The 26,111-nt window shown below is 53.8% G+C and carries 21 protein-coding genes, 2 tRNA genes and 1 CRISPR repeat array; of the genes, 5 read left to right on the forward strand and 18 right to left on the reverse strand.

The genetic code is table 11. From position 1 onward, the window contains the following. Positions 1-53 precede the first annotated feature (53 nt). Positions 54-755 carry a TetR/AcrR family transcriptional regulator gene (locus QS713_RS00695; RefSeq protein ID WP_313271617.1) on the forward strand — a complete coding sequence of 234 codons (702 nt, stop codon included), beginning with the start codon at positions 54-56 and terminating at the stop codon, positions 753-755. Between the two features lie 343 nt (positions 756-1,098). After that, the gene (locus QS713_RS00700) at positions 1,099-1,374 is read left to right on the forward strand and encodes a glycerol-3-phosphate dehydrogenase C-terminal domain-containing protein (protein WP_230205985.1); all 276 of its coding nucleotides are present in this window, start codon (positions 1,099-1,101) and stop codon (positions 1,372-1,374) included. Positions 1,375-1,799: 425 nt separating this feature from the next. On the opposite strand, the gene QS713_RS00705 is transcribed toward QS713_RS00700, so the two are convergent. After that, positions 1,800-1,873: transfer RNA gene (locus QS713_RS00705), tRNA-Gly, on the reverse strand. Positions 1,874-1,989: 116 nt separating this feature from the next. On the opposite strand from QS713_RS00705, the gene QS713_RS00710 reads away from it, so the two are divergent. Then, entirely contained in the window at positions 1,990-2,412 is a 423-nt protein-coding gene (locus QS713_RS00710; RefSeq protein ID WP_313271619.1) for an NUDIX domain-containing protein, read from the forward strand. 118 nt (positions 2,413-2,530) lie between these two features. Here the strand turns inward: QS713_RS00710 and QS713_RS00715 are convergent, their stop codons facing one another. Both QS713_RS00715 and QS713_RS00720 read right to left on the reverse strand, forming a co-directional pair. Beyond that, the gene (locus QS713_RS00715; protein ID WP_313271621.1) at positions 2,531-2,833 is read right to left on the reverse strand and encodes a branched-chain amino acid transport AzlD family protein; all 303 of its coding nucleotides are present in this window, start codon (positions 2,831-2,833) and stop codon (positions 2,531-2,533) included. 8 nt (positions 2,834-2,841) lie between these two features. After that, positions 2,842-3,672: an AzlC family ABC transporter permease gene (locus tag QS713_RS00720; RefSeq protein ID WP_313271623.1), complete on the reverse strand. Its 831-nt coding sequence runs from the start codon at positions 3,670-3,672 to the stop codon at positions 2,842-2,844. 147 nt (positions 3,673-3,819) lie between these two features. On the opposite strand from QS713_RS00720, the gene QS713_RS00725 reads away from it, so the two are divergent. Continuing rightward, positions 3,820-4,560, forward strand: coding sequence for a TetR/AcrR family transcriptional regulator (locus QS713_RS00725; RefSeq protein WP_313271625.1), 741 nt, complete (start codon positions 3,820-3,822; stop codon positions 4,558-4,560). A 31-nt stretch (positions 4,561-4,591) separates the two neighbouring features. On the opposite strand, the gene trxA is transcribed toward QS713_RS00725, so the two are convergent. The 6 genes from trxA to ybaK all read right to left on the reverse strand — a co-directional run bounded on the left by trxA (position 4,592) and on the right by ybaK (position 11,717). Then, complete coding sequence (gene trxA / locus QS713_RS00730; RefSeq protein WP_313271627.1) at positions 4,592-4,969, reverse strand: thioredoxin; 378 nt, start codon at positions 4,967-4,969, stop codon at positions 4,592-4,594. Between the two features lie 285 nt (positions 4,970-5,254). Continuing rightward, positions 5,255-6,289 (reverse strand): aspartate-semialdehyde dehydrogenase, encoded by a 1,035-nt coding sequence (locus tag QS713_RS00735; protein ID WP_313271629.1) that lies wholly within the window; start codon positions 6,287-6,289, stop codon positions 5,255-5,257. Beyond that, on the reverse strand, positions 6,286-7,593 hold the full coding sequence (locus QS713_RS00740; RefSeq protein WP_313271631.1) for an aspartate kinase: 1,308 nt from the start codon (positions 7,591-7,593) through the stop codon (positions 6,286-6,288). Before QS713_RS00740 ends, QS713_RS00735 begins: the two co-directional genes overlap by 4 nt. Positions 7,594-7,733: 140 nt before the next feature. Beyond that, complete coding sequence (recR, locus tag QS713_RS00745) at positions 7,734-8,330, reverse strand: recombination mediator RecR (RefSeq protein WP_313271632.1); 597 nt, start codon at positions 8,328-8,330, stop codon at positions 7,734-7,736. Next, positions 8,330-11,125, reverse strand: coding sequence for a DNA polymerase III subunit gamma and tau (locus QS713_RS00750; protein ID WP_313271634.1), 2,796 nt, complete (start codon positions 11,123-11,125; stop codon positions 8,330-8,332). The genes recR and QS713_RS00750 overlap by 1 nt, the downstream gene beginning before the upstream one ends. Before the next feature lie 88 nt (positions 11,126-11,213). Then, complete coding sequence (ybaK, locus tag QS713_RS00755) at positions 11,214-11,717, reverse strand: Cys-tRNA(Pro) deacylase (RefSeq protein ID WP_313271635.1); 504 nt, start codon at positions 11,715-11,717, stop codon at positions 11,214-11,216. A gap of 325 nt (positions 11,718-12,042) precedes the next feature. Between ybaK and QS713_RS00760 the strand changes: the two genes are divergently transcribed. Further along, positions 12,043-12,130: transfer RNA gene (locus QS713_RS00760), tRNA-Ser, on the forward strand. A 149-nt stretch (positions 12,131-12,279) separates the two neighbouring features. On the opposite strand, the gene QS713_RS00765 is transcribed toward QS713_RS00760, so the two are convergent. The 9 genes from QS713_RS00765 to QS713_RS00805 all read right to left on the reverse strand — a co-directional run bounded on the left by QS713_RS00765 (position 12,280) and on the right by QS713_RS00805 (position 26,104). Then, positions 12,280-12,591: a hypothetical protein gene (locus QS713_RS00765; RefSeq protein WP_313271637.1), complete on the reverse strand. Its 312-nt coding sequence runs from the start codon at positions 12,589-12,591 to the stop codon at positions 12,280-12,282. Positions 12,592-12,650: 59 nt separating this feature from the next. Next, positions 12,651-14,325: direct repeats of the CRISPR family, unit length 28 nt; unit sequence GGCTCATCCCCACATGCGTGGGGAGCAC. A gap of 197 nt (positions 14,326-14,522) precedes the next feature. Then, a complete protein-coding gene (locus QS713_RS00770) occupies positions 14,523-16,595 on the reverse strand; it encodes an HAD family acid phosphatase (protein ID WP_313271639.1) in 2,073 nt (690 codons plus the stop codon). A gap of 180 nt (positions 16,596-16,775) precedes the next feature. Next, positions 16,776-18,707, reverse strand: a complete 1,932-nt coding sequence (locus tag QS713_RS00775; RefSeq protein ID WP_313271641.1) for a phosphoenolpyruvate carboxykinase (GTP) — start codon at positions 18,705-18,707, stop codon at positions 16,776-16,778. Between the two features lie 281 nt (positions 18,708-18,988). Continuing rightward, positions 18,989-19,924, reverse strand: a complete 936-nt coding sequence (locus QS713_RS00780) for an aldo/keto reductase (RefSeq protein WP_313271643.1) — start codon at positions 19,922-19,924, stop codon at positions 18,989-18,991. 113 nt (positions 19,925-20,037) lie between these two features. Further along, entirely contained in the window at positions 20,038-21,612 is a 1,575-nt protein-coding gene (locus QS713_RS00785; protein ID WP_313271645.1) for a beta-N-acetylhexosaminidase, read from the reverse strand. A 103-nt stretch (positions 21,613-21,715) separates the two neighbouring features. Further along, positions 21,716-23,044, reverse strand: coding sequence for a family 16 glycosylhydrolase (locus QS713_RS00790; protein ID WP_313271647.1), 1,329 nt, complete (start codon positions 23,042-23,044; stop codon positions 21,716-21,718). Positions 23,045-23,046: 2 nt separating this feature from the next. Beyond that, entirely contained in the window at positions 23,047-23,874 is an 828-nt protein-coding gene (locus QS713_RS00795) for a carbohydrate ABC transporter permease (RefSeq protein WP_313271649.1), read from the reverse strand. Beyond that, the gene (locus QS713_RS00800) at positions 23,871-24,803 is read right to left on the reverse strand and encodes a carbohydrate ABC transporter permease (RefSeq protein WP_313271651.1); all 933 of its coding nucleotides are present in this window, start codon (positions 24,801-24,803) and stop codon (positions 23,871-23,873) included. Before QS713_RS00800 ends, QS713_RS00795 begins: the two co-directional genes overlap by 4 nt. Positions 24,804-24,805: 2 nt before the next feature. After that, positions 24,806-26,104 (reverse strand): ABC transporter substrate-binding protein, encoded by a 1,299-nt coding sequence (locus QS713_RS00805; protein ID WP_313271653.1) that lies wholly within the window; start codon positions 26,102-26,104, stop codon positions 24,806-24,808. Between the last annotated feature and the right edge of the window lie 7 nt (positions 26,105-26,111).

Genomic DNA, 26,111 nt, shown 5'->3' on the forward strand with positions numbered 1-26,111 from the left:
ACAATACTAGAACAATGTTCTAGTATTGTCGAGGTTGAGGGTATGCTGTTTTCGTGGGAAATAAAGACAAGCGGGTAAACACGGGTAGACGCGCCTGGCTGACGCAGGAAAAGATCATGTACACCGCAATGGAACTGACCCGAGAGTGCGGTCTAGAAAAATGGTCGATTCGTGACCTTGCGCAGCGTCTGGGAGTAGTTCCCTCTGTCATCTACCACCATTACCAAAACCGTGACGCCATTACCGCTTCTGTAATCGGCGAAATCACTAGCACCATCGAGCTACCGGACGAGCAGCTGGAATGGAAAGATTGGTTCATCTCCCTAGCAGAAAATGTCAGACCCGTCTTTCTTGAATTCCCCGGAGTCACCGACAAACTGATATATGGACATATGGACGCCGCGTTTATACCAATCTTGGAGGTGGCTTACGAAAAACTACGGGACGCTGGTTTTAGCAAGTACATTCACATCGCATACTCAATTATCATCAACACGATGCTGTGGAGCATTACTGCTCGCAACTTGCGCAGCCCAACCAAGCAGGAACAGCGCCACGACCTAGCCCAAATGATTACCCAACTTCAGCCCCTAGCTGCCTGCTCTACAACGCTGACCGACATAATCCAGGGCTACTTAATTCCGCTAGCCAACCCGAAAAACGAAGACCGCATGAGTCAGGAATACTTTGAAATCATCATGGAAGTCGTACTCGCCGGTTTAGAGATAGCGATTTTGCCTCGCGAAAACACCTAACGAACCCGTGAACAAGAGAAATCATCAATACGCATAAAATATTGCCCAAAATCGCAAGGCATCCAGCTAAGAACAGAGCCTTTCAGCCTCTCACTCTATTTCCTGCGATTTTCCAATAAACACAAGAAAATCCACTATATCCAGAGCTTCCCAAACAACTGGTACGACTACATCAAATACGTCACCATCAATGAACTAGCTATCGCTCTTCACAGCACGCAGGCTTCTCCCAGGAATCCGCAGCCTATACCGAAGCCTAAGCCCAGCCTATTGCGTATGGACGAAGAGGAAACCTCCATCTCGACGTGCAGAAATAGCGTTTGGTGTTTTATATGAGGGTGTTTTGCATGTGGAAGACTTACTGGCGCGCCGCACCAGACTCTGTTACGAGCATCGGAATCGCGGATTGGCTGCTATTGACGAGGTTGCGAAAATAGCTGCGGATATTCTTGGCTGGGACGAGGCGGCCAAGGCGCATGAGATAGAAAACTACAAGGCCCGGTGTGATGCCGAAGAAAAGGCGGAGGGGATAGTTAGCGAAGACGAAGCTCAAAAGGTACGTGAGCAGGCGGTGCCTATAACCGAATTTGTTGATGTGGCTCCGCAAATTGACGGTTAAAGCCGTGGGGATTTTTGCCCTTTAAATCGCTGACTCTAAGGCCTTGGAGGCGTGTACTCCAAGGACTTAGACGTACTTAGGATGCCAATAGGCCCTCTCTGGCAACAGAGCAAAATTCAGTTTTAGGCGCTTGCTTTAAAAGCACTTTCGATAACGCGGTATTCGGGCTAATGCCCGAAAATAAGACAATATCATTCTAAGTTTACTAACCTAGAACCAACACCACTGATCCACCGTTAACGCCGGGTCACAGAGGCGCATTTTTCATCTCCGTTAGCGAGTTGAACCCCGACACCCTACCTGAACAGGGAAAACAGGATACTAGGTAACGGAAAACCCAAATCCGCTAACGCAAGCGATTTTCTTGACCCCCTTGGGGCGTACGCACTAACGCAAACGCCTACTTATCATTTTCGACGTCATGTTGGAGCGGGCGACGGGAATCGAACCCGCCTCTACAGCTTGGGAAGCTGTCATTCTACCGATGAACTACGCCCGCGCGGCTATTAGATTAACTATTAGCAGCACGTGTAAGTATAGCCGCATATGGGCCTCATGAGCAAAATCGGCCGCACCTGTGGTTCGTTTCGGCACGCACACACCTACAATTGGGGTATGGATCAAGAATCGCTTCAACCAGTTGTCGCCGCCGCGATCATCAACACCACCCACCATCAGCGAAAACTGCTTGCCGCGCAGCGTTCGTATCCACCCGAGCTTGCTGGGAAGTACGAGCTGCCCGGTGGCAAAGTTGAAGCTGCTGAAGCACCTCTTGCGGCATTGGAACGGGAGATCCGCGAAGAACTCAACTGTGCGATAAAGATTCACCGTTTTCTTCCTTGTCCAAATTCCCCTGAGGGAACCTGGCCGATCCTCGGAGGCCGGCGCATGTACGTGTGGGTTGCCCACCCACTGTCCACCCCTCAGGTTGGAAATTCGCATTCAAAACTGCAATGGGTTACGTTACCGCAAGCACGGGCTCTGCCCTGGCTTGGCCCTAACTGGCCGATTGTTGAAGCGGTATTTAACAACCTTTAACTCTGCAGTAGTGCCCGCATCTATTCAAAACCCAACCTGAAATCTTCAAATACTAGTCTGAGATCCGCCGACATTGCTTTCTAGCCTTAAATCCACCGACGGTGCTTTTAAGGAATTACTATAGTATCTGCAGCAATCCCGCATACACAGCCACACCAAGCACTATTGAAACCAAAGCGTTCCTACCAAAATAATGCACCGCCATAGTCGCGACAATCCCACCCACCGCAGGTAGCCACGCAGTCGGATCCCCCACCGGCAAATCCGCCAACGTGTAAAACACTAAGATGACCATCACACCGATAGGCATTGACGCACCGATCTCACGCAGAACCTCACTGTCAGCAAGACGCTTCAACACGACAAACGGTGCGGCCCGCAGAACAAACGTAACCACTGAAGCAATCAGTATCACAGACACTACGTACATCACGGGCCCACATCCGTTCTATCTGGAAACAAACGCGGTTCACTTCCACCACCACCGCGGGCAAAGTCGTCACCACTACGACCAATGGAACTATCACCGCGGCGAGCCGTACAGCTACCAAAATGGCAACGGAAGCGCCCACCCGGCAGCGCGTTGACACGCAAGGTTAAAACTAAAGTGAAACTCAACAACGCAACAATCAACATCAGGTCTTTACCTGCAGCCAAACCAATAACCGCACACACCACAGCCACCAGCAGAACCAGTGGACGCGGGTTCTGCCGATACGAATCCATTGCTAACACAACGAACAAAGCGGTTAGCGAAAACGCCATAAAACTCGCGTCAAAATGCATACCACGCATAAGCAAACCACCCACAACAGAACCAAACAGCCAATAAGAATGGTTCAAAAACTGGGTCCACAGCACCACTTTCCCAGTCAACTCACCCGGTTTACGCATAGTGAGCACCGCGTAAGTCTCATCCGTCAAAGCATGCACCCCATACAAACGCCCCAACTTAGACCGCACAAGTCGCAGCGGAAACGACAGTCCGTAGAAAACATGTCGGAACCCCACAAAAAACGCGGTGAACGCCACCTCAACTAAACCCGCGTGGGCAGAAATAAGCCCCGTGAGCACAAACTGCGTTGCCCCCGAATACACCAGCAGCGACATTGGGATAATCCACCACCACGAAATCCCTGCGGCCACCGTGTACATCCCATACCCAATTCCGAGTGGCAAATACCCAGCCGCAACCGGCAAACTCAGTTTCACCGCCGTACCAAACCCCGGGGTGGAAGAACTACTTGAAGAGCGAGCCATACCCTCAAGATTATTAAAAAGGCGTGAAGGGGGCGGAAGGAGTCTCAACTTTGGAACACCGCGCCAACTTCAACCGGGTGGAACTTACTTTCTATCTCACAACCCAAGCTTTACGGACGAAAAGGCAATAAGTGTCATAATACTGGTATGCCGAAAATTATTGGATCCTCCATAGGTGAGCACCGAGAGAAGACGCGACAGTCGCTTTTTGACGCGCTCTCTAGCTTGCTGCAAGAAAAACCGTTCGAACAGATCACCATGTCAGAGATTTCAAAAGTCTCCGGAGTGGGGCGCACGGCCGTGTACAACCACTTCAAAGACAAAGAAAGTCTGCTGCTGGCACTCATGAGTGCAGCCACCGAAGAATTCGCGACCGTCTTATCGCAAGCACTGCAGCTCTCGCGCGATCCAATTACCCAACTACGAATTTACGTACGCGCCCAACTGGAACTGAAAAAACGCTACCACCTAGCAGAAGGCACGTCGCTGCGCGGAGTTGCTATCGCCGGGTCCCACAGTGAACTCAAAGCTCACGGCTCACTGGTGGCGCACATCCTGCACCACCTGTTGAACAACGCGAAAACACAGCAGGCAATCACGGTGGAGCCGAACGCGCAGATCATCAACCTGATCCACTCTTGCTTAGCCGCGCAGGCTTTACCCCGCGATCAAAACGAACGCCAACGCGTGATGACGCAGGTGGAGAACTTCATTTTGCGTGCCGTGGGCGCCAGTGAAGAAGCCATTGGCCACGTCGACCCAGCGGTGCGTGACCTGCGTTTTATCGGTGAAGATGAGGACCTGGGTGACTCCGAACAGGCAGGCAACGCACGCGCTGGTGAAAGCACGTCCGCCACCTACCTTCGATGCCCAGTTATTGGAGCGTAACCGCTATTGGGCGTAGTGGCGAGTTAGCAGCTTAGCTCTGGTTTCCAGCTTGGTTCTGCGCCGCCACTTCCTCACGGACCTTATCCATGTCCAGCTCTTTGATTTGCTTGATCACATCATCAAGCGCGGCCCCTGGAATAACCCCGGAGTGGCGGAACACCGCAATCCCCTCACGGAACGCCATCAGTGTAGGGATCGAAGAGATCGACGCTACCGCCGCTAACTCCTGTTCCGCTTCTGTATCCACTTTTGCGAACACAACATCCTCATGGCGACCAGAAGCCTCATCATAAATGGGGGCGAACTGGCGGCAGGGGCCACACCACGACGCCCAAAAATCAATGAGGACAATATTGTTATCCGTAATTGTCTTCTCAAAATCAGCTGACTTCAGATCGATCGTTGCCATATCGGTTCCTTTCCACCCGTAGCGAATACGCTCAAACTCACGGCAAGTACGCGTAAACCCATAGCGAGTACGCACACCCCACAACGAGTACGCGCAAACAAACCCGCTAAACGCAAGGCGCTTCCACGACTATCGCCACCACTTGGCAGCAGATTCGCAGAACGCGCGTTGACGCATTCCCCAAAAGGGTGTTTACAGTATCGACTTTGTGCCTACCACTATGTACAACGTGCCCGGCGCGCGTCAATATTTCACAAACCCACCAGGTGTGAGTGGTACCACCTTCTATTGCGCCACGAGCTCCGTGATCTGCACCGTATTTAACGCCGCCCCTTTGCGCAGATTGTCGCCCGCAACCACGAACACTAGGCCACGCCCATCTTCAACGGCTTGGTCTTGCCGGATGCGCCCCACCAGAGAATTATCTTGCCCCGCTGCCGCTAGCGGGGTGGGTACCTCCACCACGGTCACACCGGGCGCGTTTTCCAACAGTTTTTGCGCTTCTTGAGGGGTTATGGGTTGGTTGAACTGCGCGTGAATAGTCAACGTGTGCCCGGTGAACACGGGGACGCGCACACATGTGCCAGACACCGCCAGGTCAGGTAGACCGAGGATCTTGCGTGATTCGTTACGTAGTTTTTGTTCCTCATCGGTTTCCGCGGACCCGTCATCAACCAGGTTGCCCGCGAGCGCCACCACGTCGAATGCGATTGGGGCGGCGTACACCTGCGGATCCGGCAGGTCTAGTGCGTGCCCGTCAGTGACCAGTTGCGTCAGGTCTTGTTCCACCCCGGCTTTCACCTGGCTGATTAGTTCGTTAACGCCCGCCAACCCGGATCCGGATACGGCCTGGTAGCTAGAGATGAACAGGCGCTCTAACCCCGCGGCGTCGTGGAGCGGTTTCAACACTGGGATTGCCGCCATGGTGGTACAGTTTGGGTTCGCGATAATCCCTTTGGGTCGGTGGGCGATAGCCTGCGGGTTCGCTTCGGTTACCACCAGTGGCACGTCTTTATCGCGCCGCCACGCAGATGAGTTGTCTACCACTACGGCTCCCGCGGCTGCGAATTTTGGGGCGTATTCGCGTGAGGCACTTGCGCCCGCTGAGAATACAGCTATATCAATACCGGAGTAATCCGCAGTGGCAACGTCTTCTACCACAACGGTTTTACCCGCGTACTCCAACTCGGTGCCGGCAGAGCGCGCGGAGGAGAAGAAACGGACGCTAGTGGCTGGGAACTTGCGTTCTTCCAGTATTGTTCGCATAACCCGGCCCACCTGCCCGGTGGCTCCCACGACTGCTAAGGTTAGTTCTTTCATCGTCCGCTCCCTCCATAAACAACGGCTTCACTATCGGTTGAATCTAGGTCGAATGCGGAGTGTACGGCTCGAACCGCGGCGTCTAACTGCTCGTATTTAACAACGACGGAGATGCGGATCTCTGACGTGGAAATCAGATCGATGTTAATACCAGCTTGCGACAGGGCGTCGAACAATTTAGCGGACACCCCGGGGTTCGTGCGCATCCCCGCACCAACTAACGAGAGGATGCCGATCCCTTCCGAATAGTGCATTTCTTTGAAACCCAGTTCAGCTTGCGCATCGCGGAGCACCCGCATCGTGCGTTCACCATCTACCTCAGGCAAAGTAAACGAAATATTTGCCCGCCCGGAACCGGACGTGGGCAGGTTCTGCACGATCATGTCGATATTCGCGTCCGCTCCCGCCACGAGGGAGAATAAGCGAGCTGCCGTGCCAGGCTTGTCATCCAAACCAATTATCGTGATTTTCGCCTGGGACCTGTCGTGGGCGATCCCGGAAATGATTGGAGCTTCCACAGCTTCCTCCTCTAATGCCGCGTCGGGGACGATACCTTCTAGTTCTGGGTGGGCGGGCTCGTTAGCAATCCAGGTGCCATCTAGTTTTGAAAATGAGGAACGCACGTGCAGGGGCACGTTGTAGCGGCGGGCGAACTCGACTGCGCGTAAGTGCAGGATTTTTGCCCCGTGGGCCGCTAACTCCAAAGTTTCTTCTTGGCTGATACGGCAAATCCGCTGAGCGGTCGGCACGATCCGTGGGTCTGCGGTGAACAGGCCATCCACGTCGGTGTAGATCTCGCACACGTCTGCGTGGAGGGCCGCTGCTAGCGCCACCGCAGTGGTGTCTGAACCGCCACGGCCCAAAGTGGTGACTTCGTCATCTGAGGAAACACCTTGGAACCCAGCGACGATCGCCACGACCCCATCGTGGATTGCGCGGGCCACGCGTTCTGGCACCATGCCGGTAACCTGGGCTTTCCCAAAGTGTTTATCAGTGAGCACGCCCGCTTGCGCCCCCGTGTAGGACATGGCTTTAACCCCCATGTTGTTAATCGCCATTGCCAGCAACGACATGGAGACGCGTTCACCAGCGGATAGGAGCATATCCATCTCTCGCATCGGCGGGTGCGGGTTAAGTTGACTCGCCAAGTCCAGTAGATCATCAGTGGTGTCCCCCATTGCCGACACCACCACAACCAGGTTGTGACCAGCCTTGCGCGCGTCCACTATGCGCTCGGCCACCCGCAGCATCGCCCGGGCATCTGCCACGGATGAGCCACCGTACTTCTGCACAATGAGTGCCACGCGTTCCCTCCTACCTCTTTCCTACAGTTCCGGCCGTGACCCAATTAGCCCGCCTCGCCGACTTGCACACCCGTGGTCCAACTGGGCGGCCTCGTTGGTCTGCATACACCTCGAGGGGTTGCTGGTCTGCGCGCAACCCGTCACCATTCCACGGTGCGGCGGCCTTCGAATGCGCGCCCGAGGGTCACTTCGTCCGCGTATTCCAAGTCCCCACCAACCGGTAGGCCCAGTGCCAGCCGCGAGGTTGGTACCTGCATTGATTCCAGCATTCGCGCCAGGTAAGTAGCGGTGGCTTCCCCCTCAATATTCGGGTCGGTAGCCAGAATGACTTCTTTAACCGCGCTTGACAACCGGGACATGAGCGAACGGATCCGCAACTGGTCTGGGCCCACACCTCTAATTGGGTCAATCGCACCCCCAAGCACGTGATAGAGCCCGCGGTACGAACCGGTACGTTCGATCACTTCCACATCTTTCGCTTCTTCTACCACGCAGATCACCGTTTGGTCGCGTCGCGGATCCAGGCATACAGAGCACTTCTGCCCCTCCGCGATATTGCCACAAATTTCGCAAAACCTGACTTTTTCTTTAACTTGCTTGAGGGCGTCCGCGAGCCGGAATACCTCATCTTTATCAGACGCTAAAATGTGGAACGCAATCCGGGACGCCGATTTAGGCCCAACCCCCGGGAGCGTACCGAGCTCTTCAATCAGGTCCGCCAAAGCACCTTCGTACACTATCTACCACCCTCTGGGTTTTCTGGGATTTCTTCAAGAATGCGGGCGTCCAACAGTTTTTCCACCACCGGGTAGCCTATCTGTACCGTGGACTCCACCGATGCATCATCCCTACGCGCCCCGCCCGTGAAATCCGTGTCATCCTTACTCACCCCACCCGTGAAATCCGCATCGTCCCTATGTGCCCCACCCGTGAAACTCTCTTCTATTTCCGATTCCGCGTGTTCAGCCTGGTCACTGAGCTGGGTTTGCGGGCTGTAAGCGGGTACTTCGCTTGGCAGAATGTCGTTCGCCTGCGATCGCGCGCTCGTAGCGAATGCTTCGCTTGGCGGAATGTCGTTCGCCTGCGATCGCGCATCTGCAGCGGATTCGCCCTCTGGTTTTTCTTCCGGCACATTCAGCGACGGTGCGGCAGGTTCGTCACTGGTTTGCGCAATGTTTTCCGCTAACCCAGTGCCTTCATCTTCCGCGGACGCGTACCTGTCTGACTGCGGGTTTTTCGCCACCTCCGTCGCGTTATTTTCCGCATCCCCTGCCGAGCCACTGGCGGGTTCGCCTGCATTATTTTCCCCTGAGGAACTACCTGGCTCGGGCGGGTTTTGAGGCGCACCAGTTTGCGCGGACCCCTCATGGGCGGAACTGTCTTGCTCTGCTGTGCGTGTGGTTTGGTTTCGTCCGCGCCCAGGTACCGCCACTGGCCCCCACCCGGAACTAGCCGGAGTCGCGGCACTACCAGAATTAGTTGATCCCTCGGGACTAGTCGAACTCCCGAAGCTAGCCGAAGCCTCGGGACTAGCCGCAGGCCTATTCCCCACTGGAGCACTCGCGGAAGAGGCGGCCGGCCTAGTTCTGTCCGTTTGATTCGCATGACCTGCTGGGGCACCGCTTGGTTCTTGCCCTTTAACAACGCCCTGAACGGTTTTTGCGCTGCCAGTCACCTGTTTAACAGCCTGAGCGATTATTGGCGCGTGCCCACTCATGAAGATGCGCACGAGCGTGTCGTTCATGAACCCGAACGTAACTGACTCCGTGTCTTCCGCCACCACGTTCGCGTTCTCCATCAGTGACCGCGACGAAGACCTAAGCGTCCGCACAGTTTCAAGGAACCGCTCCCAACTCCCCTGGACCGTGTCCCCACCCGTATCCTGCATCGGGGCGCGCGTCGGTTCCGGTCGCTGGGCAGAGCCCGTCGGTTCCGATTGCTGGGCAGGGCCCGTCGATTCCGGTTGCGACATAGCCGCAGCCGGTTTTTGCTCTGGTTGCGACATAGCTGCAGATGCTTGCGCAGGTTGCGGCATGGCTGCAGCCGGTTTTTGCTCCGGTTTTGGCATGGCTGCAGATGCTTGCGCGGGTTGCGGCGCTGTCGCACGGGATTGCTCTGGCTGCAAATCACCTGCAGACGTCTGCGCGGACTGCTGACGCTGGGGGGCCGGTTCGGACTGTTGCAGTTTCTCTTGCTGAGCACGCCGACGTTCCTCTTGCACCCGTCGCAACTCCGCCCTGGCAATCTGCGCGTTAGACAGCGGTTCCCCGTTTTCATCCGTTGCCCGAGGCTCTGCAGACTGCGGTCCATTCCCCCAAGACCTTGCTGGTCGCGCACGAGCGGCCTCAGACCCCGTGGGCTGCGCTCCACTACCCTGCGCTCCCGCAGGTAAATCCACACTTCCCTGAGAATGCGGCGACACCGCAGCTTGCGAGGCTTCCACCAAAATGCGGCCAACTAGCAACTCTAACTGCAGACGAGGTGACGTTGCCCCAACCATGGTGCGCAACGCCTCATCAGCTAAATCTGCTGCCCGCGACAACCGCGCCGGATTCCACTCTTTCGCCTGCTGGTACATGGCATCCACCTGCGCTTTAGGTAGCTGCCCCAGAATGTCGCGCGCGCCCTCACCGGCAACAGTGATAATCAGCAAATCCCGCAGGCGCTGCAGCAAATCCTCAACGAACCGGCGCGGATCGTGCCCAGAATCAACCATCCGCTCGACTGCACTATAAATACGGGCCCCATCGGATTGCGCTAACGCACCAACCGCGTCATCCAAAAGCGCGTCATCCGTGTACCCAAGTAGGGCAACCGCACTCTCATACGTTAACTGCGAATCCGCACTGCCGGCCATCAACTGGTCAAGTACTGATAAAGAATCTCGCACGGACCCACCACCGGCCCGCACCACCAGAGAAAGCACACCTTCTTCAACACTGATCGCTTCGCGGTCACACACGCCCTGCAGAAACGGCATCATGATATCGCCGGGCACCAGGCGGAACGGGTAGTGGTGAGTACGCGACCGAATCGTCCCAATAACCCGCTCCGGTTCCGTAGTGGCGAAAATGAATTTAACATGCTCCGGAGGTTCTTCCACCAGCTTCAGGAGCGCGTTAAACCCCTGCTGCGTAACCATATGCGCTTCGTCAAGAATGAACACTCGGTACCTGTCACGAACCGGCGCGAATGTGGCGCGTTCACGCAGTTCCCGAGCGTCGTCAACACCGTTGTGGGAGGCCGCGTCGATCTCTATGACGTCCAGCGACCCAGGGCCACCAGTGGCTAGTTCCACGCAGGACTCACATTTACCACACGGAGTGTCCGTTGGGCCTTCCGCACAGTTCAGACACCGGGCAAGGATCCGCGCGGAAGTGGTTTTACCGCACCCTCGTGGGCCTGAGAACAAGTACGCGTGCGTCACCCGGTTGGCACGCAAAGCCGCTTTAAGGGGTTCGGTGACGTGGGACTGCCCAATCACCTCATCAAACGTTTCGGGACGATACCGACGATACAGTGCTGTACTCACAGTTGAACTCTAACCTGAACTCCGACTCGTAATCATGTCTGTCTAACCACGGTAGCTTTCGGGAGGCTGGTTGGCGGGTATTTTGCATCTATCTGGCGGCAAAATCGCCAACTATTGCGTGGGTTGCTTCGATGAGATCGCGGGTTCGTAGCCGCACGGAAAGCCCCCGGCCACCCCCAGACACGATCATGTATTCAAGTGTTGTTGCGCGCGCGTCAACCACCACTTGGCAGGGGCGTTTTTGCCCGAACGGGCTGATTCCACCCACTACGTAACCGGTCCGCACCTGCGCTTTGTGGGGATCCATGAAACTCGCTTTCTTCCCTTTCGTCACGCGAGCCAGGTTCTTGAGGGACACGCGGTCTGCCGCACTGATAATCACCGAGTACGGTTCATTATCAACCTCAATGATCAAAGTTTTGAACACCTCCGACGGGTCGTAACCAAGCTTCTGCGCAGCTTCTTTACCGAACCCACCGTCGAAATTATTCTCGTGGTGGTACGCAAGTTCCTCAAACGCAATGCCTTTATTATGCAGCTCTTGCAGTGCCGCTGTGCTTTCTGAACCTGCTGCTTTCTTCGTTTTCGACACGTCCCCTCCCGGCCTGGTTATTCACGACGTGACGCCGACGCCTCGCCACAACTACCAACTACCAACTACCAACTACCAACTACCAACTACCAATGGTACGCCACAGGGCCCGTGGTTCCCTTCCGTGAAATTGCCGCTATTGATATGCGGATCGCTCGCTTTCTTATTCAATGTTGCGGATCTGACAACGGCGAGTTCGACTTACGTAGACACAATTAGCTACACTTTATGCTGTTGTGTTTTCGTCTGAGGCACTAAAGCACCTCTTCGGACAGTAAATAGTCCGTTGGGAGCAAGGTCTTTTAACAACGCAAACTCAACCACTGGAGGATTCGCCTAGTGGCCTATGGCGCTCGCTTGGAAAGCGGGTTGGGTGCAAGCCCTCGGGGGTTCGAATCCCCCATCCTCCGCCACGGCCCCGCTGTTTCCTTGAAATGGCGGGGTTTTCACATGGTTGGGGCTTGCGTTCTGGCGGGTTGAGAAACTCTTCATGCTCGGGTGGAGTTTGGTGTTAGAAGAATGGCGACGGTGAGTTCAGGATCACTGGCTTATAGTCCCTACCTCAGTTGCCGCAATTATTATCATCGCGTTTAGCCTGGGCAGCGAGCATGTCGTCAAGGCCCTCGCGGAAATACTCCAGCGCATAATCGTCGCCATCAACATCCGACCACGGGACAAGCTTGTCCCACGCCTCTAACAGTTCAGGAGAGAAAATAAACCCCCGGCTTTCAAACAACCCCGGTGCAGCAGACTCAACCGCACAAAACGGGTCCATCTCATAAAAAGAATTCCCGTAGTTGGCGTTCCACCTATACTCACTTACCTGTGCTTTTAGCTCCTTTATGGAGCGCTCCACAGCCTCATCAAAATCCATAACTAACCCGCTTCCTAGCTCTATCCACCGACATTGTAAACGCAGCACCCAGCAGCTTGTCCGCATCCCCACGTGCGTGGGGAACACGAAAACAAGCGTAGTATCTACGCTACACATAGCGGCTCATCCCCACATGCGTGGGGAGCACCTCGCGCTCACACCCCCGCCGGAACTATCTGACGGCTCATCCCCACATGCGTGGGGAGCACTGATTCCCCCGGTGCGGCGCGCTGGGGTGAATAGGCTCATCCCCACATGCGTGGGGAGCACGTGTTGCCGGCTGGTGTTGATCCGCTCGAGGGCGGCTCATCCCCACATGCGTGGGGAGCACCCTCATCAACGCCGCACTTGGGTCGAAGCAGCGGGCTCATCCCCACATGCGTGGGGAGCACACTAGTAATCTCCGAGCGTATGGCCTCGAGCTCGGCTCATCCCCACATGCGTGGGGAGCACCCACTGTGCTTCTGGCAGGGTGGATAGTACGGGGGCTCATCCCCACATGCGTGGGGAGCACAGCCCCTCGAGTGCTCTCATGAGTGTCTCGGTCGGCTCATCCCCACATGCGTGGGGAGCACTAATGGGTGAGTAGGCAAAAAGTCTGGCTGGAAGGCTCATCCCCACATGCGTGGGGAGCACCCATGCCGTATCGCGGCCCACATTCCATGGCGCGGCTCATCCCCACATGCGTGGGGAGCACCTCACGTGGAAGTGGTGGAGCAGGATCTTGGTGGGCTCATCCCCACATGCGTGGGGAGCACGCGCATGAAGACACTTCTGGCCCAACTAGTGAGGGCTCATCCCCACATGCGTGGGGAGCACGGGTTAAGCGGTGTTAGTTGCGCGGGCGCGCCCGGCTCATCCCCACATGCGTGGGGAGCACTCGATGCAGCATCGTATTCTGGGTTGCGGGGATGGCTCATCCCCACATGCGTGGGGAGCACTACTATACCCCACCAACAACACTAATGCAACTGGGCTCATCCCCACATGCGTGGGGAGCACATTCTCCCAATCCACCTGCACAGACGTAACATCGGCTCATCCCCACATGCGTGGGGAGCACTGAGAACCACCCCAAAATATGAGGTCACCTTTAGGCTCATCCCCACATGCGTGGGGAGCACAATTTCACGCCCAGGGCTGCCCCAGCGCGGCCGGGCTCATCCCCACATGCGTGGGGAGCACATGACCTGATCCGCCTAGTGTGGTCTAGCTACGGGCTCATCCCCACATGCGTGGGGAGCACGCGTGGCGGGACGCGATGATCAGCGCGATCGCAGGCTCATCCCCACATGCGTGGGGAGCACTTCGCTCACCCATGCGCGTGAGCGAATCCCCGAGGCTCATCCCCACATGCGTGGGGAGCACACTAAGAATGTGTTGGGCGCGACGCCTGTTGAGGGCTCATCCCCACATGCGTGGGGAGCACGTTCATAGCACCTATGAACCACGTTCACCCGAAGGCTCATCCCCACATGCGTGGGGAGCACGTTTGGACTATCCGTGTTAACACCATGGCGTTGGGCTCATCCCCACATGCGTGGGGAGCACTAGCACACAGCAGCATGGAGCGGCGCCTAGATGGGCTCATCCCCACATGCGTGGGGAGCACTTCATGGCCTTTATATTTCGCGCGGCAAAGGTAGGCTCATCCCCACATGCGTGGGGAGCACGCGCGGTATCACTAGCTGCCGTGTACCGCGCGGGGCTCATCCCCACATGCGTGGGGAGCACACTTGTTGATCAGCAGAAACGTCCTGTTACCTACTGGTTTTCATTTACTTCCGCGAGATAGACAAGGTGCGAGCAGCTTCCCTCCACCCTCATTATCGCATAATCAAGAACCGTTGCGAGATGGGTAGGTAAAACATGAGGCACCACGGTCCATCGAGTACCGCAGTGCCTCATGCGAAAAAGGAATTACCAACTAATCACGGTAGGTAGTAAGCGGGGTTCGGCACCTTGTAGGCGCGGTCAGAAGCGCCACCCTTCAGGTCCGAGTACTGATCCCCAAAGTTACCAACCACCCGGTAGCCAAGGTCGTTCTCAAAGTGCTTACGCACCGAAGACTTGTACTCAACTGTTGTGCACTTGTCCTGCGCGCAACTCACCCAATCCGGTAACTCAGCTTTCAACGAACTCGCCTTCAACACAAACTGGTCGAACTGCGGGTACCCAGCCTCAAGCAAGTTACGTTTCGTAACATCCGTCAACTGTGCCTCACGGCCAGTTAACACAGCTACCGAACAACCAGCGTTCTTCGCTTCCTTAACCACATCCACCATTCCAGGCACAGCAGGTAGCGAATGATAGTTAGTCTTCAAATAATCAATCTCAGCTTCATGCGACCAGTTCAAATCCATCGACTCCTGCATCGCATACGTCAACAACATCGTGTCATCCACATCGAACACCGCCAACGGCTTCTGGCCCTTAGCAACACCCGCAGCACAACGCTTCACCAAGTCCTCACCATTCTTCTTAGCAAGCGCCCGCGATTCCTTCGCATACTGGGAATCGTTCAAATCAGCAACCCGCTCACCAGCCTCATCAAGATGCGAACCGTAATACTCCCGGATCGTCGCCTTCACAATATCCATATTCGGCACCTGATCACCCGTAACCCCAGGCACACTCCCAGACGACCCATCCGCAGCCACCTGCCACGTATACTCCGCCGGAGCCATGCCCGCAGCCGCATCAGCCTGCTCCGCCTCTGGCAAATCCGGGCTCGGCAAATAATACGACGGATTCGGCAACTTCACCGCCTGCTGCGCGTAACCACCCTGCAGATCCGACCACTGATCACCAAAGTTACCAACAATCGTGTACCCCAGATCCTCCTGAATATGCTGACGCGTACCCGCCTTAAACTGAACCGTCGTACACTTATTCTTCTCCATGTCACAACGCCCCTGATCCTGCAAATACTGAGGCATCTGCGCGCCCTTATTGAACTTCGTGAAGAACCGATCAATATTAAACGCCGGCTCACCCTGCACATCCACATAACCAGCAGCCGCCAAATTATCCACCGTGTACTGCTTCTGCGAATCCGCCCGGCCCGTCAAACCAATAATCTCGCAACCAGCCTGCGACAAACGCTTCACCACATCCACCATTCCCGGTGTAGCTGGCATCTGATTACCATCAAACCATGCCTGCTGCTTATCTGGCGTGAACATGAAATGCATATACGCATCTTCCATATCGTAAGTGAACAGCGTCGTATCATCCGAGTCGAACACTGCCGCCGGCTTCTTACCCGCAGCCACCGCAGCTTGGCACCGATCCGCAACCTGCTCCGCTGCCTTACTAACCACCGCGGTCACATCCGAAATATAAGGCGACTGAGTTTTATTCGCAATCCCCTTATCATCCGCATTGTAGTAAGCCCGCACAGTTTTCTTCGCGATATCCCAGTTAATAATCTGCTCACCACTAGCCGTCTTCCCAGTCGACCCATCCGCCGCCAGCGTATAAGTAGCCTGAGGCTTCATCCAGCTTTCGTCCGCATCCGACCGTTTGTCGTTCGGATCGTTCCCGCTCGGTGGTTCCGACGGGTTCGAGCCCGGAGTTTCACCCGGTTTGTTGGTCCCCGGGCCGCTAGTACCAGGCTCGTTCCCCGCTCCCGGTTTACTACCGCCCGGCTTGTTTGCACCAGGGTCGGTTGCGCCCGGTTTATTTGCACCAGGGGCGGTCGCGCCCGGCTTCGACACCACCCCACCCGCGTTATCGCGCGCAGGATCGTAGTGGTAACCAGCTGGACACGCCTTCGCCGTTCCCGCTTGTTCAGCCGCATTTGCCTGAGGGGCCGCCAACCCCATCGGCACCAGAGCCAGCACCGCAAACGCAGCCACAACACCGAAGTTGCGCCGGCGCCTCAGGAGCAAAAAAATACCCGCTATCAACAAGATAGCGGATACGCCAGCCGCCCAAATGGCGGTGGAACCAGTGTGCGCAAGATTCGGCACACAATAATCGGGGACTTTTGCCAAACTCATGATCACAAAACCACTCCGTTCACATAGTAATAGTGGACACAAAAAGCATACGTCGCCACGCAGCTACTTCGCAGCCCCCTAACCATCTGTGCAAGCGGCAAACGGTTTCGACAATTGGGGCGCGCCACCACGGGGCATGCGTATCACCCGTGATGGCGCGCTTCAAAAATGCACCGCATGCTAGTTCTGAGCTGCCTCCATACGACCAGCTTCCATACGATCAGCCTCCATACGATCAGCTTCCATACGACCTGCCTTTACATGAGCTGCCTCCACCCCGCGCGCTACTTTGCGGTGGGCTTCCCAGATTTCCTCAGGCAAATTTTTAAACTGCAGCAAATGCTGCTCGCGACTCTTCATTTCTTGCGCCCACACCGCGTAATCGAGTGTCAAAATCTTGTCTAAATCTGCGTCACCACCTTCGTAACCATCCAGGTTAAGCTCACTCTTCTTAGGTAAGATCCCAACTGGCGAAACAACGCCCTCCGCATTCCCTTCCTTGAGGTCCAACAGCCACAGCAGCGCCCGCAAGTTGTCGCGGTAACCAGTCCACAAGAAATGCCCATCCTCGGGGTCGCGCTGGAACCAGTTCACGTGCGCAAAAATCGGCTTATGCTCCGCGCTACCAATCACGTTCAACCAGTGCTGCGCATAATCCCCCTCCGGATAAGACATGAATGGGCGCATAGACATAGGATCATAACGCATTACCCCTTCTTTACCTTCAGCTGCGAACGTGGCCTGCACCCCCATTGTCAACCCGTCGTACACACCTTCCGCCACGTCGGTAATAGCGCGGATCAGCGGTTCCCGGTCCGCAACCCTGCCCCCAAAAATGATCGCGTCAATCGGCACGCCCTGTGACCGCTCGTAATCCGGCGCCACATTCGGCACGTTCCCCAACTGGGTGGTGAACCGCGAGTTCGGATGCGCCCACTCATCCCCCTTCGCTTTAGAACGCTGCCGTTCGACCGGCCGGTTCGCAATCGGTTGCCCCTTCCAATCCAACCAACCGGACACGTCCTGCGGGTAATCCGGGGTCTTACCTTCCCACCAAACCTCTTGGGTGTGCGGATTGTAAGCCACGTTAGTGAACAGCACGTTCGTGCCCGGTTCAATCGATTCCATCGCCGTGGGGTTCGTTTTCCAGTTCGTATCTTTCGCCACGCCAAACGCCCCGTATTCAGGGTTCATTCCGTAAATACGCCCGTCGTCCCCCACACGCAACCAGACGATGTCGTCCCCGTAGAAATGCACTTCGTAGCGCTCCCCCAGCACTTTTGGCGCCAGCATCATCGCGAGATTCGTTTTTCCAGACGCCGACGGGAATCCGCCGCACACGTAGTACGTTTTGTTTTTTACTTTGTCTTTAATTCCGATGAGCATGAACTGTTCAGACATGAATTCACCCGACGCCCATCCGTCGTATGAGGCCTGGCGCAATCCGTGCGCGATTTTGCCAAGCAACGCGTTACCACCGTAAGAGGATCCGTAGTGCAATATTGTGCGCTCATCCGCCACCGTTGCAAACAGGCGCTGGTCTTGGTCCGTGCCATGCCCCAAGTTCTGCAAGTCGCCAGTGACATGCACCGCGCGGACGAACATACCCTCATCTTCCACATCATTTAGATACTGCACGCCCACACGGGCCATTCGGATCATTTGCAGGCACACGGTGCGGTTATCCGTAATCTCTACGCCCCGCGCCCACTTTTCTAACGGAGACCCAACCGGAGCCATTAAGTACGGCAACACGTACATGGTTTTACCTGCAAACGCGCCCGCCATGCGTTCTTTCTGCAGCTGCGTCACCCCGCTGGCATCGCGCCAGTTATTGTATACGCCCCTGTGCTGCGGGTTGTGCGTGGCAACAACCGTGCGTTCTTCCGACCGTGCCGTGTCCTTATAATACGATCGCGAGTAGTAACGCCCTTCCCCAGCCGGCGCAATCTCCCCAGCCGCTAGTGCCTCGTCAATTAATCGCGCGTCGTCCCCGGCGTCGATGACTTCAATTTTGTCTGGTTTAAGCAAACTTGCCCATTCGTTCACATACTCGGCTACAGACTGGTTTGTTAAACCGGCCTCGCGCAGCGTTTCAATTACGTTTTCCATGTGGTTCCCTTTCGCTATTTGTTTCCTGAGGGGCCTGCCCGGCGCAGAGCGACTGCCTGCCGCACGTGCCTCCTTGGGGCTGCGGTGGGTAAGCTGAGCTCCCTACACCCCTTCTGGATTCGACCCCTCGAACTTAACGTTAGGATATAGCGTTACATAGCGGCGCGGCAAGGACTGTGTACCTAAGGGGTTAGAAAATGGTTCAAGTAAAACGGCTGCGCACCCCTTAGGTGGGATGCGCAGCCGTTTGGTTCCGTTATTGGAGCTCTGTTGGAGTTTGGTTACAGGCCTTTCGACAGTTCAGTTAGAACAGTGAGGTCTGTGTCTGATAGTTCCAGTTGTGCGCCAGGCATGATTTGTTCTAGTTGCTCAACGTTGCGTGCGGACGCCAGTGGTGCGGCGACGGTTTCTTGGGCACGCAGCCATGCGAGAGCCACCGCTGCGGGCGTGACACCTTGGGCGGACGCTATTTTCCGTAGTGCGTCCACCACGTCGTACGCCTGGTCGTTCACGTACACATCTACCATCGACGCGCGGTCGCCGTTAATGGCGGTGTCCCGCTCGTATTTACCGGTGAGGAACCCGGCTGCTAGCGAGAAGTAGGGGAACACCGCAAGGTTCCATTTGCGCGCGAAGTCTTGCCGTTGTGCCTCAAAATCTTTTCGGAACACAAGATTGTAGTGGGGCTGCAGAGCTACTGGTAGTTTGTAGCCTTTATCTTTCGCTACTTCCATCCACAGTTCCAGACGGTCTGGTTCGAAGTTCGACAGACCAATTTCTTTTATGAGGCCTTCGCTGGCCAGTTCGGAGAAAGCATGTGCCATTTCGTCCATCGGCACATCTGCGTCATCTTGGTGAGCGTAGTACAGGTCAATCTGATCTATGCGCAAACGCTCTAATGATTCTTCGGCCGCTTTACGAACGTTTTCTGGGGCGAGCCCTTCGCGCCCAGGTTTTTGCGACACTTTGGTGGCGACCGCTAGTTTCTTATGGTTGCCCGGCTTTTCTAGCCACTGGCCCATAGCGGCTTCGGACTCACCGCCCTCGTTGCCTTCTGCCCAAGCTGAGTACACATCAGCGGTGTCCACGAGCGTGCCACCCAGCTCAACGAACGCATCTAAAATGTCTGCGGTTTGCGCGACGTCGGCGGTCCACCCAAAGGTGTTACCACCAAGCGCAATCCCCGTTGTCTTCAAATCAGAATCACCAATGTTCATACTTTTACACTACCAACCACATCAAACCACCGCAGTGTCAGAGGACACACGTGCAGAGTTCAGCACTTCACTAATTGCGGAGACGACACACGGAGGAAGACCAATCTGTTTTTCTATCTACTCACACACGGCTCTTCCTCAAGAAGCTCCCCATTCGGCCGTTTGCGAAAACCACCGCCAACCTGCCAAGGCCTAGGCCCTTCAAGCGGACGGTAGTTTACCCCCGAAGCATTCAAGCGCTCCAAATGCTTCTTAAGCCTGGAAAGGAAAGCTGCGTAACTGGTTTTCTTCTCGCCGGACCAAACTATCTCGGAAAACGCACACCCTCGAGGCCACGCAGCGTACTCCACGCCCCTGTAATCGGGTATGTATTCGGTCCACACCTGGAACTGTGATCCCCAAACGAGGTGTTTCTTGTCTTCCGCAATAGTAGACAAAGGATCGAAACTATATGCCTTCTCCAAAGGAAGATAACTCCCCATAGAATATGGTTCCTTCATCGATTTTGATTGATAGTAGTCAAAATACGTAAAAGCACGCGGGGTCATTATAGTAGGCATATTGAGTGAAGTGGACTTCCATCCTCGCTGACTACTCTGCCATGCTTGGCAAACAAGGCCTTCTATCCTTCCCCCGTTAATAACCTCATCCCACCCAATAGGCTGCACTCCCCGTTGCTTCAACCAGTCGGTCAAGTAGATCGTAAACCAACGTTGCACTTTTGAAGGGGCATAGCCATGCTTCCGCGCAAAATCTATAACATGAGCATTATTCTCCCATTGCGTGGTAGGAACCTCATCACCACCGATATGGGCATACTTGGCGCCAGTTAACTCGAGAATTTCATTCCAAATCGTATGTACAAACTGCAGCGTTTCTCGTGAAAAATTGATTACGTTCTCGTGCACCCCCTTACTACCGCTCACATCCGCTGCCTTCGGAGATGCACCTAAATCTGGATAGGCCGCTAATGCTGCGGTCATATGACCTGGAAAGTTAATCTCGGGAACAACCTCAATGCCCAGCGAATTAGCGTACCTGGATATCGCTCTTATTTGGCTCGGCGTATATAACCCTCCGTGCGGCGCCTGGTCACCACCCCATGCGTCCGTAACAGTTTCAGGGCGCCAACTCGCTATCTCCGCTAACCTCGGATACGAATCACTAGCAAAACGCCACCCTTGATCGTCAGTCAAATGCCAATGGAAGACATTAATCTTATGGCGAGAAAGCCATTTCAAAAATACCAACAAATCTGAATAAGGAATGAAATGACGAGCCGTGTCCAGCAAACCACCACGCCAAGAGAATGCTGGGTAATCTGCTATTTCAACCCCTTGGAGCTTCCAGGTTTCTCTTACGAAAGGAGCAGCAAATATCTCGGGATCAGCAAGCTGCAGCAAGGTCTGGGCCGCCCAAATAGCGCCACGCAAATCTGCAGCAAAGATTTCCACCTTCCCATGTTCAACATTCAAACGGTAGCCTTCGGGTGGAAGGCTCGTCTCACTCGTAACCTCAATATCCGCACTATTGGATTTTGAAAGCGTAAAACCGGTTGTCTCAGCAAGAATGTGTTGAACAGCATCACAGATCTCCGAATCTGTCGGCCCTATTGTTGATGCTTTAGTTAATAGAAAGCTATCTTCTCGCCATTTCACGCTAGCGGGATGGGGGACTAATGAACGCATATTTTCCTCAAGAACTATGGCTTTAGTAGACGGTCAAGGTGACTGGAACCGTATGTGGAAGCAGAAAGGGCATGCTTCCACATACGGCTGCTATTCGGACAATTTAGTCGGCATCGGACTCTGCCACTGTTAAGTTGCCGAAATCTGGTGCAGGTCCATGCGGATTATCTACACTCACTGCGTTCAAACCTTCTTTGAGAGCTACACGAACTTGCTGCTTAGCAAAGCTTCCCTTAAAGCTGCCTGTATTAAGTCCGCTGAAAACCGCAGTAGGAGTGTTGTTAACAAGTACCCTAAATCCTCTCGGATCTTTACACCTGTATTCAAAAGTGAGTACATACTCACCCGCTTTGGGCACCCATATGTTAGTCAATGTAGCATCATTGTTTGCACCACCTAACCACCTGGTTACCCACCGATCCGATCGAGTATTGCCACGCAAGTAGCCATCCGCGATTGTTCGCTCGTATGGAAGCGTAGGTTGTTTCTGATAAGCACGGAAATAATCAATCTCGAACTCCTTTGGATATGGAACACTCGGATCATACTGTCCGTTCCACCCTCCTCGTTCGTTTTCATATATTCCCAACAGGGTTAACATAGGGTACCCAATCGTGGAGCGCGTTTTCGCAACCAATTCTCCATCAACCTGCATTGCCATCCCAGACTCATCCCAGTCAAACTCGAATACATGGAAGTCATCAGCAAAACTTTCTTCACCGGGTAATGAGAATCTTTGCTTAGTTGGAAACACACCAAGAGTATCCTCCCACGGATGAACTGAAAACTGGCCACCTGTAGCATCCTTAGCACCCAAAATTTCGAAAACATCCACTTCCCCAGTTTCGCGCCCATCAGCATTTGAATGCTCGGCTTCTCCCTGGTTTGCACCTATCATCCACCACGCAGTATGTGAACCGCTTCCCCTTGCTACACGCGCTCTCAGCTCAAAATGACCATACTTTTGCAGGTGCCCACGAAAATGCTGAACTTCACGAATAGGCCCTTCGTAATCGGCCCACCTGTGCAAGTCATCTCTTTCGTAAGTTTGGATCGAAGACACTTTAGTACCAGGGTCTTTAATTGGATCCCAACCAGCTCGGTTCTTCGTTAACCGCAGTTTAAGCGTTCCATTATTCACAACATAGTCTGGTCGTGTTTCTCCGTTAGACCAGTGCGGTAAATACTCATCAAGGAAAAGTGCGTGGTTAATATCCTTCGTATTAAACTCATCCGATGCGAGTAGCACATACCCTTCCTTTTGAGGGGTATCTCGATCTATGCGCGCTTCGAAAGGTGGTAGAGCACTATAAGTGGATAGACCCTTATTAAGCTCAGCTGCATCGGTATCACCCACCACTGCTAACGTCGATACAAACGCGGCAGACATCAATACAACAGCAGATTTGAATACTTTCGAACGTAACATCATTCTTATCCCTTAATACCTGTGTAGGCTAATCCTTCTATTACGTGTTTTTGCATGGAGAAAAAGAGTGCAAAAATGGGAAGCATTGCAAGCGTGGACGCAGCCATCATTAGTGCATACTCAGAGACGCGATACCCCGAAAGGGTAGCTATTCCAACCGATAGCGGCATGGATTCCGGTCGGCTGGTAACCACCAGAGGCCAAAGTAACTCATTCCAAGACCACAGAACGGTTGTTATACCCACCGCAAAAAGCGATGGACGCACTAAAGGCAGCATTATTTTCCAATAGATCCGAAGATGGCCTGCACCATCCACTCGTGCTGACTCTTCTAATTCTTTCGGTAAAGCTTCAAATGCTTGCTTCATTAGGAATGTTCCAAATGCCGAGAAAAGACCCGGCATGACAATTCCCGTAACTGTATCCAATAATCCCAAATTCTGTATTATCTGGTACTGGGGAATCAGATATATTTGCCCTGGCACCATCAGAATTATGAGCAGTAACGCGAAGAGGAAGTTCCTGCCGCGAAAGTGCATTCTCGCGAATGCGTACCCAGCCATAGAACACAGTACTAACTGCGTAATCGTACGTATAACTGTGATCAATACTGAAGTCACAAACTGGTTTCCAAATGGGATTTCCTTGAAAACATTCGCATAGTTCTCAAGATGAACAGAATCTGGTATCAATGTCGGTGGAACAGATGAAATTTGAGCATCTGTGGAAACCGACATGAGCAACTGATACAGGAATGGGAACGCCATTATGAAACCGCCACCCAGCAGAGCTGCATGGACAAGAAAAAGAGACTTATTACTACGTTTTCTCATTGGTCAATCCATTTTTTACGGATGTGAAATTGAATAGCTGTGACTCCACCTATTATCAGAAGAATAATCACTGCCACTGCCGCCCCCATACCTTTGTCGTTGTTGGTGAATGCCTCAGAGTAAAACAAGTACACCAATGATTTAGTATGTGGTAGCGCTGGGTTATTAGTCCCCATAAGTGCAAATAGAGCATCGAATAACTGAAATCCACTGATGGTCTGCACGACGGTCAAGAGAAAAATTGAAGGAGCCAGCAACGGAACAGTAATTGAGAAGAATTGCTGTCGCTTTCCTGCTCCGTCTAGCGACGCTGCTTCATATAACTCATGGGGAATACCGGATATCCCAGCTGACAGTATGATGACGTTAAAGCCTATCGATGCCCAGACCCCAAATAGACACACTGCTGCAAGTGCAAAACCGGGGGTAGTCAACCAGTAAGGAGGATTCTCAACACCAAACTTCGATAGAGCTTGGTTTACCAAACCAAAATCACCGTTAAGTAGCAGTTTCCACACAAGGGCAACCGCAACGGGCATTGCTATATAGGGCAAGAAAAACATGCCTCTATATATGCGTGCCCCTTTCAGCCCTGGAGTTGCTAATAGTGCTGACACCACCAGTGCGAGTGGTATGCCTAGCAGAATCGCCGCTACGTAAACTAGGTTGTTCACCAGCGCTGAGCTGAAATCTGAGTTCGCGAACAGGTTCTTAAAGTTCTGCAGACCAACCCATTCAATGTTGTTTCCAAAGGCGCCTGATTGCGTGAAGGAAATGTAAAAGTTCTTTACAATCGGGTAGTGGTAAAAAACAACCACTCCTAGCATCAGCGGGCCAATGAATAAGAGGGGCCACCATCCATCGGTTTTCTTTTTCTTGGCGTGGGAGGCGCTTACGCTCCTCCCACGCCCATTAGTCGTTATTTTCATAACTACTTTTCTTTAGCTAAGAGATCATTCATCTCTGAAGCAAGCTTCTTAGCGGCGTCCTCCATTGAACCGCCTGCATCAAACGCGGGCACGAGAATTTCATTTTCTTTCTCGTTCCACGCCGATGTATTTTTTGAAACGGGGTATGGAACTGAGTTATTCTCCGCAGAGTCGATAAAGCTCTTGAGATTCCAATCCGGAGCAACCTTGAGCCACTCATCTTGAGTTCCTTCATATGCCGGAATTGCTGTTCCCATTTGCGCGTCAACGAGCTGTGCCTCTTCAGACCCTAGGTATGCAGCGAGCGCTTGAGCTGCAGCCATTTGCTTGGTTTTTGACGATACGGCCCATGACATGCCATGAATAACTGTCGACATGTTCTTAACTTTTGGTAAATAAGCTACGTCGTAGTTGTCAGCATCATCACCAAGTTTATCTTTAAGAGGGCCAGCTACCCAGGAACCATCCCACAGCATTGCCGCTTTACCGGACGAGAAGATGTCTATTGGCCACGTGGTAGACATCATTTTAGTTTGCGGCATACCCCCATCGTGAATGAGATCTGCCCACAGCTGCAGGCCTTCAATGGTTTCTGGCGAGTCGTAACCAGACTTCCCATCCTTCAGAATAGATCCTCCAGCCGCCGGCACCGTGTTGTAATAGCTGGTTTGCCCCGACCCCACAATATTCGTCACAACTCCGTGGATACCTTTGTCTTTGAAATGCTCACCCGCTTTTACTGCTGCATCGTGGAACTCATCCCAAGTCCAGTTATCTTTTGGCTCGTCAACTCCAGCCTCTTTCAAGAGCTTCTTATTATACCAAACGCCGATGGTATCGAAGTCCTTAGGAACGCCATACAGTTTATTATCGTAGGTGTATAAATCAATTAATGCCTCAGGGTACTTACCCTTATCTACTTGCTTATTCTTAGCAAGCTCTTCGAGCGGAGCAAGTTGTCCATTTGATGCGTAAAGCTGGAAATTTGGACCGTTCATCCAGAAGACATCTGGGAGATTGTCACTCTCAGCTTGAGTACGCATTTTTAGCCAGTAGTTGTCGTAGTCCTCTACCGACGGTTTCACTTCGATCTTCGGATACTTTTTGTTGAATCCTTCAATCATCTTATTTAGCGATGGAAGCTGGTTCTTGTCCCAAATGGAAATGTTCAGCTTAGCTTTTGTGTCCGCGTTAACGTCCTGAGTCTTATCACCGCCGGCATCACCTCCTCCGGAACACCCGGCAAGAAGCAGCACAGTCGCGGCGACCGCGCAAACTCTACGTAATTTAGGGAAAAACATCTTTGGT

The sequence above is a fragment of the Gleimia hominis genome, from assembly GCF_032085515.1.
GTDB classification, from domain to species: domain Bacteria; phylum Actinomycetota; class Actinomycetes; order Actinomycetales; family Actinomycetaceae; genus Gleimia; species Gleimia hominis.

Bases quoted from the DNA above. Each gene is read 5' to 3' on its own strand.
- QS713_RS00710 (WP_313271619.1), top strand. From the start codon at position 1,990: ATGGATCAAGAATCGCTTCAACCAGTTGTCGCCGCCGCGATCATCAAC.
- QS713_RS00720 (WP_313271623.1), bottom strand. From the start codon at position 3,672: ATGGCTCGCTCTTCAAGTAGTTCTTCCACCCCGGGGTTTGGTACGGCG.
- QS713_RS00725 (WP_313271625.1), top strand. From the start codon at position 3,820: ATGCCGAAAATTATTGGATCCTCCATAGGTGAGCACCGAGAGAAGACG.
- trxA (WP_313271627.1), bottom strand. From the start codon at position 4,969: ATGGCAACGATCGATCTGAAGTCAGCTGATTTTGAGAAGACAATTACG.
- QS713_RS00735 (WP_313271629.1), bottom strand. From the start codon at position 6,289: ATGAAAGAACTAACCTTAGCAGTCGTGGGAGCCACCGGGCAGGTGGGC.
- QS713_RS00765 (WP_313271637.1), bottom strand. From the start codon at position 12,591: ATGGATTTTGATGAGGCTGTGGAGCGCTCCATAAAGGAGCTAAAAGCA.
- QS713_RS00770 (WP_313271639.1), bottom strand. From the start codon at position 16,595: ATGAGTTTGGCAAAAGTCCCCGATTATTGTGTGCCGAATCTTGCGCAC.
- QS713_RS00775 (WP_313271641.1), bottom strand. From the start codon at position 18,707: ATGGAAAACGTAATTGAAACGCTGCGCGAGGCCGGTTTAACAAACCAG.
- QS713_RS00780 (WP_313271643.1), bottom strand. From the start codon at position 19,924: ATGAACATTGGTGATTCTGATTTGAAGACAACGGGGATTGCGCTTGGT.
- QS713_RS00785 (WP_313271645.1), bottom strand. From the start codon at position 21,612: ATGCGTTCATTAGTCCCCCATCCCGCTAGCGTGAAATGGCGAGAAGAT.
- QS713_RS00790 (WP_313271647.1), bottom strand. From the start codon at position 23,044: ATGATGTTACGTTCGAAAGTATTCAAATCTGCTGTTGTATTGATGTCT.
- QS713_RS00795 (WP_313271649.1), bottom strand. From the start codon at position 23,874: ATGAGAAAACGTAGTAATAAGTCTCTTTTTCTTGTCCATGCAGCTCTG.
- QS713_RS00800 (WP_313271651.1), bottom strand. From the start codon at position 24,803: ATGAAAATAACGACTAATGGGCGTGGGAGGAGCGTAAGCGCCTCCCAC.
- QS713_RS00805 (WP_313271653.1), bottom strand. From the start codon at position 26,104: ATGTTTTTCCCTAAATTACGTAGAGTTTGCGCGGTCGCCGCGACTGTG.